This window comes from Streptomyces sp. NPDC053474 (assembly GCF_044544845.1).
GTDB lineage: Bacteria > Actinomycetota > Actinomycetes > Streptomycetales > Streptomycetaceae > Streptomyces.
The window spans coordinates 439,421-456,220 of sequence record NZ_JBITXV010000006.1; the positions used below are offsets into that span (position 1 = coordinate 439,421).

A 16,800-nucleotide genomic window follows, 5' to 3' on the forward strand; every position below is an offset into this window, starting at 1 on the left:
GGTGGCGCCGCGGCGGTCCGCGGCGGCGGCGAGAAGTCATCGGTCACGCGTGCGCCCGGGGATAACCTGCCGCTCCGGCCGGTAGTGATCAAGTGGGGAAAGGTCCGAGGGGCAGCTCGTTCTAGCCTTGTGCCGACCGAAGGGTGGGGATGATGGACGTACCGAACGTCGTCGGGGACTGGCAGGAGTACCAGTCCGACGAACTGGCAGGGCTGCGCGTGCGGGTGCACGGCCTCAAGCGGGCCACTCCCAAGCGCGGCCGGGACGATGACGCCAAGGGCCTGACCTACGTCGCCTTCGACGTCACCTTCGAGAACCGCGGTTCCGAGTTCGTCACCATCGATCTGCACGACCATCCGTGGCACTTCGACGTGCGCGTGGGCCGGGACGGCCACGGCGCGTTCGTCGACGAGTACGGCTCGGTGGTCATCCGGGACTTCAATCTGTACCCGCAGCGCCGGGTGACGGCGACCCTCTACGCGGCGGCGCCCGTGACCAAGCTCAAGCAGGTGGACGTCCAGGTCAGCCCGCGCCTCGACGGCGAGCCGTCGTTCGGCTACGTGTGGGTGGGCGGCCTCGGCGTGCACGAGGCGTCGACGCGCGCGGGCGCCCGGGCGTCCACGGCCAAGGCGGGCGTGGCCAGCGAGGTGGAGCGGTTCCTGCAGGACAACGCGCAGGGGGAGTGAGGGGCGGCGGCGGGCGGCCGTCGGGTGCGGGGCGGGCCCCCGCCCCGGCCTGTCCGGCCGGTGTGAGCTGCGTCCCGCCCGTTGTGCAACTAGTTGCATAAGGGGTGGGGCTGGCCTACAACTGTCCTGACGACTTCGCGCACCCGTGGACGAAAGAGGCCGCATGGACTCCCCGAGCCGCTACCCGCATCTGCTCAGCCCCCTCGACCTGGGCTTCACCACGCTGCCCAACCGGGTCCTCATGGGCTCCATGCACGTGGGCCTCGAAGAGGCGCCCGGCGGGTTCGCGCGCATGGCCGAGTTCTACGCGACCCGGGCGCGCGGCGGCGTCGGCCTCATCGTCACCGGCGGCATCGCGCCGAACGAGGAGGGGCGCCCCTGGGAGGGCGGCGCCAAGCTCACCACCGAGGCCGAGGCCGAGCAGCACGCGCCGATCACCGCCGCCGTGCACCGCGAGGGCGGCCGGATCGCGCTGCAGATCCTGCACTTCGGGCGGTACGCCTACCACGCGGACCTGGTCGCGCCGAGCGCGCTCCAGGCGCCGATCAGCCCGTTCCCGCCCCGCGCCCTGACGGACGACGAGGTCGAGCGGACCATCGAGGACTTCGTGCGCACCGCCGAGCTCGCCCGGCACGCGGGCTACGACGGCGTCGAGATCATGGGCTCCGAGGGCTATCTGATCAACGAGTTCATCGCGGCCCCCACCAACCGGCGCACCGACCGCTGGGGCGGCGCCTACGAGCACCGCATCCGCTTCCCCGTCGAGATCGTGCGACGCACGCGCGAGCGCCTCGGCGAGGACTTCATCATCGTCTACCGCCTGTCCATGCTGGACCTCGTGCCCGGCGGCTCCACGCTCGACGAGGTCGTCCTGCTCGCCAAGGAGATCGAGGCCGCAGGCGCCAGCATCATCAACACCGGCATCGGCTGGCACGAGGCCCGCGTGCCCACCATCGCGACGTCCGTGCCGCGCGGCGCCTACACCTTCGTCACCCAGAAGGTCATGGGCGAGGTGTCCGTGCCGCTGGTGACGACCAACCGCATCAACACCCCCGAGCTCGCCGAGCAGCTGCTCGCCGACGGCGCCGCCGACATGGTCTCCCTGGCCCGCCCGCTGCTCGCCGACCCGGACTTCGTCGCCAAGGCGCGCCAGGGGCAGCCCGACGCCATCAACACCTGCATCGGCTGCAACCAGGCCTGCCTCGACCACACCTTCAACCTCCAGATCACCTCCTGCCTGGTGAACCCGCGCGCCTGCCACGAGACGGAGCTCGTCCTCGCGCCGACCCGCCGCGCCAAGCGCGTCGCCGTCATCGGCGCGGGCCCCGCCGGGCTCGCCTGCGCCGTCTCCGCCGCCGAGCGCGGCCACGCCGTGACGCTCTACGACGCCGCGGCCGAGATCGGCGGCCAGCTGAACGTGGCCCGCAAGGTCCCCGGCAAGCAGGAGTTCGACGAGACGCTGCGCTACTACCGCACCCAGCTCGACCTGCGCGGCGTGGACGTGCGGCTGAACACCCACGTCACGGTGGACCGGCTCACCGGCGCGGGCTACGACGAGGTCGTGGTCGCCACCGGCGTCACGCCCCGCACCCCGGACATCCCCGGCGTCGACCACCCGAGCGTCGTCGGCTACCTGGACGTGCTGCGCGACGGCGCGCCCGTCGGCGACCGGGTCGCGATCGTCGGCGCGGGCGGCATCGGCTTCGACGTCGCCGAGTACCTCACCGACAGCGGCGACAAGGCCGCCCTGGACCCGGCGACGTACTTCAAGCACTGGGGCGTCGACATGGACTACCGGGAGCGCGGCGGGCTCACCGCGCCCGAGCGGCCGCTCTCGCCGCGCACCGTCCACCTCGTCCAGCGCAAGACGTCCAAGGTCGGCGGCGGCCTCGGCAAGACCACCGGCTGGATCCACCGCGCCGAGCTGCGCCACCGAGGCGTCGAGATGGTCGCGGGCGCCCGCTACGACCGCATCGACGACGAGGGCCTGCACCTCACGGTCGACGGCGCCGCGCGCACCATCCCCGTGGACACGGTCGTGCTGTGCACCGGCCAGGAGCCCCGGCGCGACCTGTACGAGGCCCTCCTCGCCGCGGGGGTGAGCGCGCACCTCATCGGCGGCGCCGACGTCGCGGCCGAGCTGGACGCCAAGCGCGCCATCAAGCAGGGCACGGAGCTGGCCGCCGCGCTGTGAGCGGGACGGGCGCGGCCGGACGCCCGGCCGCGCCGCGTCCCTAGGATGCCCGCATGTCACTGCCGCACGCGATCCTCACCGCCCTGCTGGAGAAGCCGTCGTCGGGCCTGGAGCTGACCCGGCGCTTCGACCGGTCCATCGGCTACTTCTGGTCCGCCACGCACCAGCAGATCTACCGCGAGCTCGGCAAACTGGAGCGGGACGGGCTCATCCGCGCCCTGCCCGCCGCGACGGCGAGCCGCGGCCAGAAGAAGCAGTACGAGGTGCTGCCCGAGGGCCGCGCCGAGCTGTCCCGCTGGACCGCGGCGAGCCAGGACCCCAAGCCGCCGCGCGACGCGCTGCTCCTGCGGCTGCGGGCGGCGGCCGTCGTCGGCATGGCGGGCATCGAGCAGGACCTGCGCCGCCACCTCGCGCTCCACCGGCGCCAGTTGGCTCAGTACGAGGAGATCGAGCGCCGCGACTTCCCGCCCGGCAGCGACGCGGTCGAGGACCGGCTGCGCCACCTGGTGCTGCGCGCCGGGATCGACCTGGAGACGTTCTGGACGCGGTGGCTGGCCCGGGCGCTCGACGAACTGGCCGCGCCCCGGCCGGGCGGCGGCTCAGCCCACGCGGACGAGGCCCCCGACCGCGCGGCTGAGGCGTGACGCCGCGGACGTCACGGCCCGGTGAGGGTCGCCGCCGTCGGGTCCCAGCCCTCGGGCAGCGGCGCCGGGGGCACGACCTGGGTGGCGAGCGCGGTGAACGCCGACCGCTCGGCGGACTCGGTGATCGCCGTCATGGTCTGGAGGACGTGCAGGGCCAGGGCACCCGACGCGCGGTGCGTGCTCAGGGTGTCGGGCGCGATCCGCCCGGCCCCGGCGCGGATCGCGCGCGCCATGTCCAGGACGCCGAGGCCCCGGCCGTCGGTACGGCCGTGGACGGGCAGCTCGCGCCAGTCGTCGGAGCCGTTCGGCCGCAGCCGCAGCGGGCCGCGGAAGGTGTTCGGGTCCGGCACGGCGAGGGTGCCCTCCGTGCCGGTGACCTCGAAGCGGATGCGCGGCACCGCGCTGTCGAAGCTGAACGTCGCGTTGGCGCTCGGGCCCGAGGCGAACGCGAGCAGCGCGCTCACGTGCGTCGGCACGTCGACCGGGAACGACTGCCCGGCCCTGGTACCCGAGCCGACCGTGCGCCGCGCACGGGCCCGCGCCGCCGTCGCCGCGACCCTCGACACCGGGCCGAACAGCGCCACCAGGGCCGTCAGATAGTACGGGCCCACGTCGAACAGGGGCCCCGCGCCCGGCTGGTAGAAGAACGCCGGGTCCGGGTGCCAGGACTCCGGCCCCAGGCTCTGCACCGCCGTCGTCGCCGCCACGGGCGTGCCGATGTGACCGGCCCGGACGGAACGGAGGGCCGACTGCAGACCCGCGCCGAGGAACGTGTCCGGGGCGCCGCCGAGCAGCAGCCCGCGTTCGGACGCGTCGGCGATGAGCTTCTCCGCCTCCACGGGCGTCGGCGTCAGGGGCTTCTCGCCGTACACGTGCTTGCCCGCGCGCAGCGCCGCGGCCGCGACCTGCGCGTGCGCCGCGGGCACCGTCAGGTTCACCACGAGCTCGACGTCCGGCTCGGCGAGGACGGTGGGCACGTCGCCGTGCAGCGGTATGCCGTGGGCGCGGGCCGCGGTGGCCGCCCGCTCCTGGTCGAGGTCCGCGACGGCGAGGAGCCGCACGTCGGGGAAGCGGCTCAGGGTCCGCAGGTACTCCGCGCTGATGACGCCCGCGCCGACGATCGCGACGCCGACCGGGCCGCCCGTGCTCACGCCGCCTCCAGGGCGCTGACGTAGGCGCGGCTCGCGGCCAGCTCGCCGAGCAGGTCGCCCGCGCACGCGTCGAACTCGACCACCCGCCAGGCGTCCGGGGCCGCCGCGAGGACCTCGGGCACCGGCATGGTGCCGCCGCCGACGGCGACGTTCGGGTCGTCCTTGGTGCCGGGGCCGTCCTTGAGGTGCAGGGCCTGCACGCGGTCGCCGAGGCGGCTGAGGAGCGCGGGCACGTCCGCGCCGCCGACCGCCGCCCAATAGGTGTCGACCTCCAGGAACACGTCCGGGTCGAGCAGCCCGGCGAGCACGTCGAGGGCGTGCTCGCCGTCGAGCCGCGGCTCCACCTCCCACCAGTGGTTGTGGTAGCCGAGCCGCAGCCCGTGCCGGGCGGCCCGGTGGGCGAGGGAGGTGAGGCGGTCCGCGACCCGGGCGAGCCCCTCGCGCGTCGTGAAGTCCTCGTGCGGGAAGCCCGCGGGCACGACGGCGAGGTCGGTGCCGAGCGCGGCGACGGCGTCGAAGACGGGGCCCGGGTCCCCGGCCAGGGCGTGGCCCACGTGCGCGCCCGAGACGGCGAGCCCGAGGCCCGCGGCGATCCGGGCGAGCCCCGGCGCGTCGTCGGTCACGTCGAAGGCCTCCACCGCGCCGTACCCCATCGCCGCGAGGCGCTCCAGCGTCCCCGCCCGGTCGGCGGCGAGCTCGTCGCGCACGGAGTACAGCTGGACGCTGAGCGGTCGTGGCATGGCGGCCCTCCCAGTCGGCTGGGAGGACGGTAAGGCGTGCGGGCCGCGTGGACAAGGGCGCCGGAGGGACGAGGGCGACCGGTCCGCTGCGACGGCAGGCCGGGCCCGAGGGCCCGGCCTGCCGTGGTGCGGGGAGCCGGACCGGCTGCCCGGCTCCAGGGAAAGGGGTGTCAGAAGCGGCCGCGTACCGTACGGCGGCGCAGGTACCACGCGCCGCCGCCCAGGGCCGAGACGACCAGGGCACCGCCCGCGGCGAGCGTGACCGTGCCGTAGTCCTCGACCGCGCCGCCGAAGCCGCCGCGGACCCCGCGGGCGGGGGCCGTCGTCGACGACGCCGTCGGCGCGCCCGCGACCGTGACGGTCCGCGAGCCCGCCGTCGAACCGTCCTGGCAGATCACTACGACCGTATGGGTGCCGGCCGTCACGTTCTGCCAGGAGGCGCTGCCGCCCGCCAGGGTCACCTGCCGACCCTGGGCGAAGTTGGCCGCGCCGTCGCTGAGCAGCGCGGCCTTGCCCCCGCTGGGACAGGCGGCCGTGGTGGCCTGCACGGTGGTGCCGTTGACGGTCACGGTGATCCCCGGTGCCGCGAGCGCCGCGGGGGCGCTCAGGGCCAGGGGAAGCGCGACGGCGGCGACGGTCAGGCCGGAGCGAAGGGATATCCGGTGAATGCGCATGAGTCTGCCCTCCGGCGGCACGGGAGGCGGTACGTTCCGTGCGCCGCCGGAATGGGGGAGCGCCCGTGCTGCCTGACGACGAGCCAACGTGCCGTCGGGCCGCGCCGCATGCGGACGGCCTCCGGGCAGGTGACGGGATCCTTCGTCCGGCCGACACCTGACCGGTCGTCACCAGGACGGCGCCGCCTGCAGCAGCCGGTCGCGTACGAGCAGGACGTGCGGGTTGCGGGGCGTGCCCGGGCGCTGCGCGAGGTAGCCGGTGTTGATCGGCGGGTCCTCCGGGAGGAGCAGCGGCACCAGCGCGCCCGCGGCCAGCTCCTCCAGGCACAGATAGCGCGGCAGGACCGAGATGCCCGCCCCGGCCGCGACCGCCGAGCGCACCCCGCGCAGATCCGGCACCGTCAGGGCGGGCCGCGCGGTCAGGCGCTCGCCGAAGACGTGCCACCAGTAGCGGCGGGCGATCGGCAGGTCGTCGGCGTACGCGACGAGCGGCACCCCGCGCAGCGCGGCGGCGCCGTCGGCGGCGACCCGCTCCGGGCCGATCCGCCGCGCCCACGCGGGCGAGGCGACGAGCACGAACTCCTCGTCGGCGAGCGGCACCGCGCTGAGCGTGCGGCCGCGCAGCCGCATCGTGGAGATCACCAGGTCGAAGCGGCCGCCGCGCAGCCCGTCGAGGAGCTCGTCGGTCAGGCCCATGGTGACCCGCAGGCGCACCCCCTGGTCGGTGAGCGGGGCGAGCGCGGGCAGGACCCGGGCGCACACCAGTTCGGCGGGGCCCGCGAGGTGCACCGGGTCCGGCGTCCGCTCGGTGGCCAGCGGGCCGCGGTCGGCCACCGCGGCGAGGGCGTCCAGCGGGCCCGCCACCTGGATGGCCAGCTCGTCGGCGACCGACGTGGGCACGGCCCCGCGCGGCCGCCGCTCGAACAGCTCCCGGCCCAACTGCTGCTCCAGGGACCGGACTTGCGTCGTCACCGTCGGCTGGGACAGGCCGAGCAGCCGCGCGGCGGCGGTGAACGAACCGGAGCGGTGCACCGCGAGGAAGGTGCGCAGCAGCGACAGGTCGAGCGGCGCGCGGGGCGCCTGCGGGGCGCCCGCGCCTTCGGCTCCCGTGCCATCGGAATTCCTATGGGCCATGCCGGAGATCCTATTGGCTCTCTATGGGAAACGGATCTACCGTCGAGGACGAGACGCACTGACACTTCGCGTACGAAACGTCAGCCCGTGCGGCGACGGAACCGCGCGGCAGCAGAGGAGACAGACATGGCGAAGATCCTGATGGTGGTCACCGGCTCCGCCGTATGGACGCTGGCGGACGGCACCGCGCACCCGAGCGGCTACTGGGCCGAGGAGGTCTCGGCCCCCTGGCAGGCCTTCACCGCGGCGGGCCACGAGGTGGTGGTCGCCACGCCCGGCGGCGTCGTACCGACGATGGACCCCGCGAGCCTCGCGCCCGAGCTGAACGGCGGCCAGGAGAACGCCGACGCGATCGCCGCCGACCTGGCGCGCGTCACCGCCCTGCGGCAGCCCGTGGCCCTGGAGGACGTGCGGCTCGACGAGTACGCCGCCGTCTTCTACCCGGGCGGCCACGGCCCGATGGAGGACCTCGCGGTGCACGCCGCGTCCGGCGCCCTGCTGGGCGAGGCCCTCGCTTCCGGCAAGCCACTCGGCATCGTCTGCCACGGCCCGGCGGCGCTGCTCGCCACCGCCGACGAGCAGGGCGGATCGCCCTTCGCGGGCTACCGCGTCACGGCCTTCACCAACGCCGAGGAGACACAGTCGGGCTTCGCGGACCGTGCGCCGTGGCTGCTCCAGGACCGGCTGGTGGCGCTCGGCGTCGACTTCCAGGAGGGGCAGGCGTGGGCCCCGTACGTGGTGGTCGACCGCAATCTGTACACCGGGCAGAACCCGGCGTCGGCCGCGCCGCTGGCCGCCGAGATCGTCAAGGCGCTGGGCTGACCGTGGCCGCCGACCGGCTCTCCGAGGCCCTCGACGCGACGTACGCGTGCCTGAGCAGGTACGGCGTGCGGCGCACCACGGTGGACGACATCGCCCGCGAGATGGGGGTGTCGCGGTCGGCGGTCTACCAGTACGTGCGCGGCAAGGACGACGCGGTCCGCAAGCTCGCCCTGCGCCTGCACGACCGGGCGCTCGCGCGGGCCGAGGCCGCCGCCGTCGCCGAGGCCCCGCCCGCCGAGCGCGTCCACGGCATCCTCGCGGCGAAGCTGGACCTGGTCCTCGACCTCACCGGCCGCTCCCCGCACACCGTGGAACTCCTCGACCCGCGCGCACGCCTCTCCGGCGACATCTGCGACGCGTTCACGGCCCGACTGCGGACGCTCCTGACGGAGCAGTTCGCGACGGCGGCCCGGGAAGCGGCGGCGCACCGTGAAGCCACAGCGGCCCGGGAAGCGGCGGCGGGCCGTGAGGCGGCGGCGCACCGTGAGGCGACAGCGGGCCGGGAAGCGGCGGCAGGCCGTGAAGAGGCGGCGCGCCGTGGACCCTCAGCGGGCCGGGAAGCGGCCGCGGGCCGTGAGGCTGCGGCGTATCGGGAAGCAGCGGAGGCCCGTGAAGCGGTGGCAGGCCGTGAAGAGGCGGTGCACCGTGAGGCCACAGCGGGCTGGGAAGCGGCCGCAGGCCGTGAGGCAGCGGCGCACTGGGAAGCGGCGGAGGCCCATGAAGCGGCGGCAGGCCGTGAAGAGGCGGCGCGCCGTGGACCCTCAGCGGGCCGGGAAGCGGCGGCAGGCCGGGAAGCCGCGGTGGCAGACGGGCAAGTGGCCGCGGACCGCGACGCCGTCCGGGCCGCCACGGGAGGGCCCGCCCCCCCGGCCACCCCCACCCCCACACCCGCACAGTGCGCCGACATCTGCCTCGCCCTCGTCGTCGGCCTCGAATCCGCGCCCGACGCGGCCCGCCTGCTGCGGCCCGCGACGGACGCCCTGCTCACGGGGCTGCTGCCCCACTCCACCCCACCGCTCCGACCCTTCCAGAGGACCTCATGAACGACCCCGCCCCCGCCGACCCCGCGGCCCTCGTCGCCCGGCTGCGCGCGACCTTCCGCACCGGCCGCACCCGCCCCCTCGACTGGCGCGAGCGGCAGCTCACCCGGTTGCGGGCGCTGCTCAGCGAACACCGCGACGACTTCGCCGACGCGCTCCACGCGGACCTCGGCAAGCCCCGCGCCGAGGCCTACCGCTCCGAGGTGGACTTCTCGATCCGCGAGATCGACCACACCCTGGAGCACCTGGAGGAGTGGCTGCGCCCGCAGGACGTCGACGTGCGCGGCGTCTTCGGCGAGGCGGCGCGCGCCGGTACGCAGTACGACCCGCTCGGCGTCGTCCTCGTGATCGCGCCCTGGAACTACCCCGCCCAGCTCCTCCTCGTGCCCGTCGCCGGGGCGCTCGCCGCGGGCAACGCGGTGGTCGTCAAGCCCAGCGAGCTGGCCCCCGCGACCTCCGCGCTGATCGCCGAGCTGTTGCCGCGCTACCTGGACACCGACGCCGTGGCCGTCGTCGAGGGCGGGGTGCCCGAGACGACGGCCCTGCTCGCGCAGCGCTTCGACCACATCTTCTACACCGGCAACGGCACGGTGGGCCGCATCGTCATGCGGGCCGCCGCCGAGCACCTCACGCCGGTCACGCTCGAACTCGGCGGCAAGTCACCGGCGTTCGTCGACGCGGGCGTCGACACCGCACAGACCGCACGGCGCCTGGCCCGCGCCAAGTTCGCGAACGCGGGCCAGACCTGCGTGGCGCCCGACTACGTCCTCACCGACCCGGAGACCGCCCGCGCGCTCGCGGCCGACCTGGCCAAGGCGGTCGAGGAGCTGTACGGGACGGACCCGGCGGCGTCGGACGCGTACGGGCGCATCGTCAACGAACGGCACTTCGACCGGCTGTCCGCGCTGCTCGGCTCGGGCCGCGTCGTCACCGGCGGGCAGACCGACCGGGCCGCGAAGTACATCGCGCCGACCGTGCTCGCCGGGGTGCGGCCCGAGGAGCCGGTCATGCGGGAGGAGATCTTCGGGCCCATCCTGCCGATCGTCGAGGTGGCGGACCTGGACGAGGCGATCGCGTTCATCAACGACCGGGACAAGCCGCTGGCCCTGTACGCCTTCACCGACTCGGCGGCCACGCGCGAGCGCATCGCCGCGCAGACGTCGTCGGGAGGCCTCGGCTTCGGGCTGCCGATGGCTCATCTCTCGGTCCCCGAGCTGCCGTTCGGCGGGGTCGGCGAGAGCGGCATGGGCGCCTACCACGGCCCGCACTCGATCGCGGTCTTCAGCCACCGCAAGGCACGCCTTGACGTGCCGCTGGACGCCTGAGAAGGGCTGGGAACGCCGGGGCTCACCCGTGACCCCCAGTGAGCCCCGGCGCTCACCGCCCCTCGGGCAGCGGCGGCACGAGCCCGTCGGCGACGAGGCCCGCGTACACCGCCTGCCCGAGGTGCTCCACGGCGGACCGCGGCCGCACCATCACCGTGAACTCCTTGATCCGGCCGTCGTCGTCGACGTGCAGCAGGTCGATCCCGTGGATCTCCTTGCCGCCGACGGTCGCCCGGAAGAGCAGCACCGCCGCGGGGGCCTCGGCCCCGTCGGCGCTCGTCTCGGACGTGCCCTCGAAGGACCCGACGTACCGGAAGTCCTCGAAGGTGCGAAGGAGCACGCCGAACAGGCCGAGCACCATCTCGCGGCCCTCGAAGGGGCGGAACTTCACCGGGCTGTAGAAGCGGACGTCCGGGGTGAACAGGTCGTCCAGGGCTGCGAGTTCGCGCTTCTCGACGGCGGCGCGGAAGCGGTCGACGGCGGACGCGGCAGGGTGCGCGGTCACGGTGGAACCTCCTGAGGGACGGTGGGCGGCGCCGGGGCCGGGCCCCGGTCTCCATAGTCAAGAATCTGACTAGTCAGATCGATGACTATGATGGGGGAGCCGACCGGCAAAGGGAAGAGGCGACGAGGAGAAGGGGAGGCGGTGGCTCATGGCCCTGCGGCACGCGGTGCTCGCGGCGCTGCTCGACGGCGAGTTCAGCGGCTATCAGCTCGCCAAGGGGTTCGACATCGGCGTCGCCAACTTCTGGCACGCGCTGCCGCAGCAGCTGTACGCCGAGCTGTCGCGCCTGGAGGGCGAAGGCCTGGTCGCCGGGCGCGAGGTGGTGCAGGAAGGGCGTCCGAACAAGCGGCTGTTCACAGTCACGGACGCGGGCGTCGCCGAGCTGGAGCGGTTCGCGGCGGACACCGCCAAGCCCTCGTTCATCCGCGACGACCTGCTGGTCAAGGTGCAGGCCGTGGACGGGGTCGACGCGACCCCGGTGATCGCGCAGCTCCGGGAGCGCGCGGCGGTCGCCGAGGCCAAGACCGAGGTCCTCACCGCGCTCCTGCGACGGCTGCGCGGCGACCTGGACGAGGAGGAGTTCCTGCGCACCGGACGGCGGATCGGACCGTATCTGACGTGTCTGCGCGGGCTCGCCTTCGAGCGGGAGACGCGGGAGTGGTGCGAGCGGTCGGCGGACCTGCTGGCGGCGCGGGGCGAGGGGGCCGTGCGGCGGGGGAGCGGCCGGGCGGAGGCCTGAGCGGCCGCCCGGGACCCCGCGCTCCTTGCCCGGGAGTACGGCCCGCGATGCCCTTGCGCGGGCCCTTCGCCGTGTAGTCGGCTAGGCCTCATGAGGAGCACGCGAAGCACGAGGCGTACGAGAAGCACACGAGGCGCAGGAACGACAGGGGCCGCAAAGGGCGTGCGGAGGACCGGCGTTGCCACCGTGGCCGCCGCGCTCGTCGCGGGCACGCTCTGGGCGGGGACGCCCGCCGTGCACGCCGAGGACGGCGCCGGGGGACGGGCGTCGGCCGCGGGCCTCGGCGTCGACCTCGACACGGTGACGATCCCGCAGCTCCAGGCGCGGATGACGAAGGGCTCGCTGACCTCGAAGGCGCTGACCTCCGCCTATCTGCGGCGCATCGACACGGTCGACCCCAAGGTCAACGCGGTGCTGCGCACCGACCCGACGGCCCTGCGCCAGGCGGCCGCGAGCGACGAGCGGCACCGCGCGGGCCGCGCCCTCGGCCCGCTCGACGGCATCCCCGTCCTGCTCAAGGACAACGTGGACACCCGCGGCATGCCCACGACGGCCGGGTCGCTCGCCCTCGCCGGAAGCCCGCCGGACGCCGACGCGCCGCTGGTGCAGCGGCTGCGGAAGGCCGGGGCGGTGATCCTCGGCAAGACCAATCTGTCCGAGTGGGCCAACTTCCGCGCGGCCAAGCCGACCTCGGGCTGGTCGGCGGTGGGCGGCCAGACCCACAACCCGTACGTCCTGGACCGCAACCCGTGCGGGTCGTCCGCCGGTTCGGGCGCGGCCCTCGCGGCGTCCCTCGCCCAGGTGGCCATCGGCACCGAGACGGACGGCTCCATCGTGTGCCCGGCCGGGATGAACGGCGTGGTCGGGCTCAAGCCCAGCCTGGGCGTGGTCAGCCAGTCCGGCGTGGTCCCGATCTCCGCCGAGCAGGACACCGCGGGGCCGATGGCGCGCAACGTCGTCGACACCGCGCTCACGCTCGCCGTCCTCAGCGGCGGCGACGGCGCCCGCCCGGCCGTGTCCCAGGGCCTTCCGGACGCGCGGCCGCGCCCGGGCGGCCTGCGCGGCAAGCGCATCGGCCTGTGGCGGCTGCCCGAGCTCGGCCCGGACGTGGACGCCGTGATGACGCGCACCGCCCGGAAGCTGCGGACCGCCGGGGCCGAGGTCGTCGAGGTGACGCCCCCGTACCAGAAGCGGCTCGCGGAGCTCGAATTCCCGGCGCTGCTCAGCGAGTTCCACCGTGACATCGACGCCTACCTCGGCACCCGCAAGGGCCCGCGCGACCTCGCCGGGCTGATCGAGTTCAACCGCACCCACCCCGCGGAGCAGACCTGCTTCGCCGGGCAGGAGCTGTTCGAGCAGGCGCTCGCCGCGCCGCCCACCACCGACCCCGCCTACCGGGCCATGCGCGCCGAGCTGAAGGACCTCTCCCGGCGCTCGATCGACGAGACCCTGGCCGCCCACGACCTCGACGCCATCGCCGCGCCGACCAACCCGCCGGCCTGGACCACCGACTGCAAGCGGGGCGACAACGACGTCATCCCGTCCTCCACCCCGGCGGCCGTCGCCGGATACCCGTCCCTTTCGGTGCCCGCCGGGTTCGTGAAGGAGCTGCCCGTCGGCGTGCTCCTGACCGCGGGCGACCACCAGGACGCGCGACTCCTGTCGCTGGGCGCCGCGGTGGAACAGCGCCTGCGGGCCTGGCGCGCCCCGCGCTACCTGCCGACGATCGACTCCGGCAGCACCCGCTGAGGCCGTGCGGTCGCCACCCGCGTGCGTGGCGACCGCACGCCCCTCACCGCGTGGTGACCGTGCGCCGCGCCGAGAAGGCGCCCCAGGTGCCGTCGGGCAGCTTGGCGCGCAGCCGCACGCGGTGCGTCTCGCCGGGCTTCTTGCCCACGTAGAAGCTGTGCTTCATCCGGCCCCGCGGGACCGTGCCGCCGAAGACGAGCGAGGTGGCGCTCTCCCCGTCCAGATGGATCTGATACTCCGTCACCGAGCCGCCGGTGTGCGGCGGCTTCCAGGACAGGTCGATGTAGTACGCCCCGTCCTTGAGGTGCGTCGCCGCGCGGAGGTCGGCGGGCGCGGTGCCGCGCCCGCTGTCCTTGCTGCCCGAGGTGGTCACGCGCGCGGAGGGGCTCGCGGGCGAGAAGTTGTCGGCGGCGTCCCGCGCCTTCACGCTGAACGTGTACGTCCGGCCCGGCCGCAGCCCCGTGATGAGCGTGTCCGTGGTGCCGCCGCCCACACTGTGGATCTTCGTCCCGCCCTGGTAGATCTCGTACGAGGCGACGCTCCGGTTGTCCTTCGAGGCGCCCCACGACAGGGTCGCGGCGTGCCCGCCCTCGGCCTCGCCGCGCAGGGTGCGCGGGCGCGAGGGCGCCTTGGTGTCGGCGGCGACCGCGGCGGGCGTGGTGACCGTCAGCTTCTTGCTGTCCGCGCTGAGGTTCCCGTCGGCGTCGCGGGCCCGGACGGAGAAGGTGTACGTGGCGGACGGCCGGAGCCCGGTGATGTCGACCATGTGCTGCGCGGCCGGGACGCGTTTGACGCGGGTGGCGCCCCGGTACACCTCGTACCCGTTGATCTCGGCGCGGCCGGTGGACCGGTTCCACATCACGTGCACGGAGGTGGCGCTGCCCGCCTGCACGGTGACCCCGCGCGGCGCGTCCGGCGGCGCCGCGCCCCCGCCCTCCTCGCCGCCCCAGGCGCAGGCGCTCAGCAGACAGGCGACGGTGACGGTGAGACAGACGGGCGGCAGATGACGTGTGTGGGGGGTCCGTCGCACGGGTGTGCCTTCCACTCGACGGCAATTGGTCCGGACCAATGTGGCAGGCGTGACCGGGGCACATCAAGAGGTGCGGCGGATCAACCGCCCCGCCGGACGTCAGAGGCAGCCCGGGGGCAGGACGGCCCCGGCGGCGCGGAGGTGCCGGAGAGCCGCCGCGAAGGAGTAGCAGTCGAAGAGCGCCGCATGCTCCTGCCCGGCAGCGGGCTTGGGCAGCCCGAGCACCTGCCACAGCCGCCCCACGTTCACGCCGGTCGTCGTCGGCGCCAGGGCGTTGATCCAGGGCCGCACGTTCAGGAAGGGGGTGTCGAAGTAGCTGCCGCCGATCCGCTCGCCGCGCGCCCGCGCCCATCCCACGTTCTCCCCGATGACGACCATGTCGTTGCCGTACGAGAGCGTGGTCCGGCCCTTGCAGAACCCCAGGAAGTCACCGATCGCCCGGGCGGGGGAGAGGCCCTCCCGGTCGACCTCCTCCTGCTCGATCCCGGTGAGTTCGGTGAAGAACGACGAGAGCCGCGGATGGACCACCGGCCGCACCAACGCCTCGTACTCCTCGACGACCGAGAGGTCCGCGTCCAGGCGCAGCGCCCCGATCTGCACGATCTCCCGCAACTGCCCGGGACCCGACCAGTCCTCCTCAAGCGCTCCAGGCCACGTGGTGAACTCCAGGTCGAAAACCACGAAGGTGGACACCGTGCCGTTCTCCTTGCCCTGCGGGGAGGCCGCGCGCCGTTCGGGGAGCGGCCGGGTGCCCATCATCGCGCCCGGCGAAGGTGACCGGTTCGGCGGAAACGGCCTTCTCCGAAGCCTCGCTGTGATGATCTGGGCGTCCGCGTCCGAGCCCAGGGAGGCCGTCATGTCCCCCACGCCGCAGGAGATCTTTGAGCGGTACGTCTACGCCGGAAGCATGACCCACAACGCCGACGCCGTCGCCGAGACCTTCACCGAGGACGGCGTCTTCGAGGCGCCGCTCGTGCCTGCCGACGCCGCCTTCCCCAGGAGGCTGGTGGGCCGCGCGGAGATCCGTACCGCGCTGGCGGCGTACTACGAACGGCAGCAGCAGGGCGGCCGCGCGCCGAACCTGGAGAAGTCCGGATACGTGCTGCACACCACCGCCGACCCCGACGTGTTCATCGCCGAGATCGACACGGTCTTCGACGGGCCCGCGGGGGAGGACGACATCAGCGTGTCGCTGGTGCAGATCTTCCGCGTCCGCGACGGCAAGATCGCCCGGCTGCGGGACTACTTCGCACCCGACCTGGTGAGCTGAGGCCGCCCGCCGGACCGGCGGGCGGCGAGGCCGAAGGCCAGCCCTCCGGCGATGAACCACGGGTTCCACAGGGCCAGCGTCCAGGCCCGCTGCTCCTGGCTCACCGAGGCGTCCAGGTGCGCCGCGCCGGTCAGGAGCAGCACCTCGACGCCGACGCCGCGCATCAGCAGGAGGGCGCTGACGGCCCACCCCAGCCGCCGCGCCACCCGGGCGGGAGCGCCCCGCGGTTCGGGCCGGGCGAGCAGCCGCGCCAGCAGGGCGCCGAGGAGGCAGAGCCCGCCCACACCCCACAGACCGCCCACGACGAACCACAGCGGGCGCTCGGTGGCCAGCGGCCCCGCGGAGACACTCAGCCCGACGTCACCACCGACGGCCCAGTACAAGTGCAGCGCGGCGAACGCGACCGCCCAGAGGCAGGCGACCCACCCCCAGCACGTGGACGACTCCGCGCCCGTCGCCTCTGGCTGCCGCCTCACCGCCCACGCCCACCGGCATCTCTAGAGGGCTCGGCCCCCTGGCCCTGTGGCACCACGATGAACGCGGTGCCCTTGGACAGGTCGATGCTGGACCGAGGCGGCGCCCCGTCACTCTCATCGTCCCGCAGCAGCAGCTCGACCCGCCGCTCCTCCAGCTCCATCGTCTTGTTCCCGTTCACGACCGCCGTGAATTCATCGAAGGCGATGTTCGACAACGACCGCCCCGAGCGCCTGCGCAGCCACGGGGTCAGACCGAGCCCCGTGAACCACCGCCAGAAGCTCTCCACCAGGGCGAACAAGGCCAACACACACGCGAACGCCGGGAACGACATGAGCCAGATCGTCACGAACGGCTCCCCGGCCCACGCGCGACAGCCGCCCCCCGGAAAGCGACACCCCCCTGCCGAAGCAACCCGGGCCACTCGCTCCCCTCAGCCACCGCCGCCCTCGCCTCGCTGATCGCCATGGGGCCACTCTTCTGGCTCCCGCCGCCCGCGGGGATCGGCCCGCCGGATGATCCGCCTCCCCCGCGCGGCGGAGGCGGGTTCCCGGTCGAACCGCCAGGTCCCCCGGTCACGGCTCGCCGCGCCGATCGGAGGCGTAAACCGCTGGACAGCCCTG

18 protein-coding genes are annotated in these 16,800 nt (G+C 74.4%); 9 read left to right on the forward strand and 9 right to left on the reverse strand.

Annotated elements, in window-relative coordinates; translation table 11 throughout:
- Positions 1 to 152 precede the first annotated feature (152 nt).
- The 3 genes from ACIG3E_RS17325 to ACIG3E_RS17335 all read left to right on the forward strand — a co-directional run bounded on the left by ACIG3E_RS17325 (position 153) and on the right by ACIG3E_RS17335 (position 3,524).
- Positions 153 to 686, forward strand: a complete 534-nt coding sequence (locus tag ACIG3E_RS17325; protein ID WP_242727916.1) for a hypothetical protein — start codon at positions 153 to 155, stop codon at positions 684 to 686.
- Positions 687 to 849: 163 nt separating this feature from the next.
- Entirely contained in the window at positions 850 to 2,880 is a 2,031-nt protein-coding gene (locus ACIG3E_RS17330) for an FAD-dependent oxidoreductase (RefSeq protein WP_399616570.1), read from the forward strand.
- 53 nt (positions 2,881 to 2,933) lie between these two features.
- A complete protein-coding gene (locus ACIG3E_RS17335; RefSeq protein WP_399616573.1) occupies positions 2,934 to 3,524 on the forward strand; it encodes a PadR family transcriptional regulator in 591 nt (196 codons plus the stop codon).
- Positions 3,525 to 3,535: 11 nt separating this feature from the next.
- Here the strand turns inward: ACIG3E_RS17335 and ACIG3E_RS17340 are convergent, their stop codons facing one another.
- The 4 genes from ACIG3E_RS17340 to ACIG3E_RS17355 all read right to left on the reverse strand — a co-directional run bounded on the left by ACIG3E_RS17340 (position 3,536) and on the right by ACIG3E_RS17355 (position 7,223).
- Positions 3,536 to 4,675 carry a Gfo/Idh/MocA family protein gene (locus tag ACIG3E_RS17340; protein ID WP_399616576.1) on the reverse strand — a complete coding sequence of 380 codons (1,140 nt, stop codon included), beginning with the start codon at positions 4,673 to 4,675 and terminating at the stop codon, positions 3,536 to 3,538.
- Complete coding sequence (locus tag ACIG3E_RS17345; RefSeq protein ID WP_399616578.1) at positions 4,672 to 5,415, reverse strand: sugar phosphate isomerase/epimerase family protein; 744 nt, start codon at positions 5,413 to 5,415, stop codon at positions 4,672 to 4,674. The genes ACIG3E_RS17340 and ACIG3E_RS17345 overlap by 4 nt, the downstream gene beginning before the upstream one ends.
- A gap of 170 nt (positions 5,416 to 5,585) precedes the next feature.
- A complete protein-coding gene (locus ACIG3E_RS17350; RefSeq protein ID WP_399616580.1) occupies positions 5,586 to 6,089 on the reverse strand; it encodes a hypothetical protein in 504 nt (167 codons plus the stop codon).
- Positions 6,090 to 6,257: 168 nt separating this feature from the next.
- Complete coding sequence (locus ACIG3E_RS17355) at positions 6,258 to 7,223, reverse strand: LysR family transcriptional regulator (RefSeq protein WP_399616583.1); 966 nt, start codon at positions 7,221 to 7,223, stop codon at positions 6,258 to 6,260.
- A gap of 126 nt (positions 7,224 to 7,349) precedes the next feature.
- On the opposite strand from ACIG3E_RS17355, the gene ACIG3E_RS17360 reads away from it, so the two are divergent.
- Genes ACIG3E_RS17360 through ACIG3E_RS17370 form a run of 3 tightly spaced genes read left to right on the forward strand, consistent with a single transcriptional unit; the run spans position 7,350 to position 10,410 of the window.
- The gene (locus ACIG3E_RS17360; protein ID WP_399616586.1) at positions 7,350 to 8,045 is read left to right on the forward strand and encodes a type 1 glutamine amidotransferase domain-containing protein; all 696 of its coding nucleotides are present in this window, start codon (positions 7,350 to 7,352) and stop codon (positions 8,043 to 8,045) included.
- 2 nt (positions 8,046 to 8,047) lie between these two features.
- Positions 8,048 to 9,088 carry a TetR/AcrR family transcriptional regulator gene (locus ACIG3E_RS17365; RefSeq protein ID WP_399616588.1) on the forward strand — a complete coding sequence of 347 codons (1,041 nt, stop codon included), beginning with the start codon at positions 8,048 to 8,050 and terminating at the stop codon, positions 9,086 to 9,088.
- Positions 9,085 to 10,410, forward strand: a complete 1,326-nt coding sequence (locus ACIG3E_RS17370) for an aldehyde dehydrogenase family protein (protein WP_399616591.1) — start codon at positions 9,085 to 9,087, stop codon at positions 10,408 to 10,410. The genes ACIG3E_RS17365 and ACIG3E_RS17370 overlap by 4 nt, the downstream gene beginning before the upstream one ends.
- Before the next feature lie 52 nt (positions 10,411 to 10,462).
- Here ACIG3E_RS17370 and ACIG3E_RS17375 read toward each other — a convergent pair whose 3' ends face one another.
- The gene (locus tag ACIG3E_RS17375) at positions 10,463 to 10,915 is read right to left on the reverse strand and encodes a nuclear transport factor 2 family protein (RefSeq protein ID WP_399616594.1); all 453 of its coding nucleotides are present in this window, start codon (positions 10,913 to 10,915) and stop codon (positions 10,463 to 10,465) included.
- A 148-nt stretch (positions 10,916 to 11,063) separates the two neighbouring features.
- Here ACIG3E_RS17375 and ACIG3E_RS17380 point away from each other — a divergent pair, with 148 nt between their 5' ends.
- Positions 11,064 to 11,654 carry a PadR family transcriptional regulator gene (locus ACIG3E_RS17380; RefSeq protein WP_399616596.1) on the forward strand — a complete coding sequence of 197 codons (591 nt, stop codon included), beginning with the start codon at positions 11,064 to 11,066 and terminating at the stop codon, positions 11,652 to 11,654.
- Between the two features lie 162 nt (positions 11,655 to 11,816).
- Positions 11,817 to 13,403 (forward strand): amidase, encoded by a 1,587-nt coding sequence (locus tag ACIG3E_RS17385; RefSeq protein ID WP_399616599.1) that lies wholly within the window; start codon positions 11,817 to 11,819, stop codon positions 13,401 to 13,403.
- A gap of 43 nt (positions 13,404 to 13,446) precedes the next feature.
- Here ACIG3E_RS17385 and ACIG3E_RS17390 read toward each other — a convergent pair whose 3' ends face one another.
- Together ACIG3E_RS17390 and ACIG3E_RS17395 are read right to left on the reverse strand one after the other, a co-directional pair.
- The gene (locus ACIG3E_RS17390; protein ID WP_399616601.1) at positions 13,447 to 14,433 is read right to left on the reverse strand and encodes a fibronectin type III domain-containing protein; all 987 of its coding nucleotides are present in this window, start codon (positions 14,431 to 14,433) and stop codon (positions 13,447 to 13,449) included.
- A 99-nt stretch (positions 14,434 to 14,532) separates the two neighbouring features.
- A complete protein-coding gene (locus ACIG3E_RS17395) occupies positions 14,533 to 15,126 on the reverse strand; it encodes an exonuclease domain-containing protein (protein WP_399616786.1) in 594 nt (197 codons plus the stop codon).
- Positions 15,127 to 15,289: 163 nt separating this feature from the next.
- Here ACIG3E_RS17395 and ACIG3E_RS17400 point away from each other — a divergent pair, with 163 nt between their 5' ends.
- Positions 15,290 to 15,703, forward strand: a complete 414-nt coding sequence (locus ACIG3E_RS17400; RefSeq protein ID WP_399616604.1) for a nuclear transport factor 2 family protein — start codon at positions 15,290 to 15,292, stop codon at positions 15,701 to 15,703.
- Here the strand turns inward: ACIG3E_RS17400 and ACIG3E_RS17405 are convergent.
- Together ACIG3E_RS17405 and ACIG3E_RS17410 are read right to left on the reverse strand one after the other, a co-directional pair.
- Positions 15,676 to 16,179: a DUF3995 domain-containing protein gene (locus tag ACIG3E_RS17405; RefSeq protein ID WP_399616607.1), complete on the reverse strand. Its 504-nt coding sequence runs from the start codon at positions 16,177 to 16,179 to the stop codon at positions 15,676 to 15,678. The two genes, ACIG3E_RS17400 and ACIG3E_RS17405, sit on opposite strands and share 28 nt — an antisense overlap.
- Positions 16,176 to 16,526 (reverse strand): DUF6191 domain-containing protein, encoded by a 351-nt coding sequence (locus tag ACIG3E_RS17410; protein WP_399616609.1) that lies wholly within the window; start codon positions 16,524 to 16,526, stop codon positions 16,176 to 16,178. Before ACIG3E_RS17410 ends, ACIG3E_RS17405 begins: the two co-directional genes overlap by 4 nt.
- Between the last annotated feature and the right edge of the window lie 274 nt (positions 16,527 to 16,800).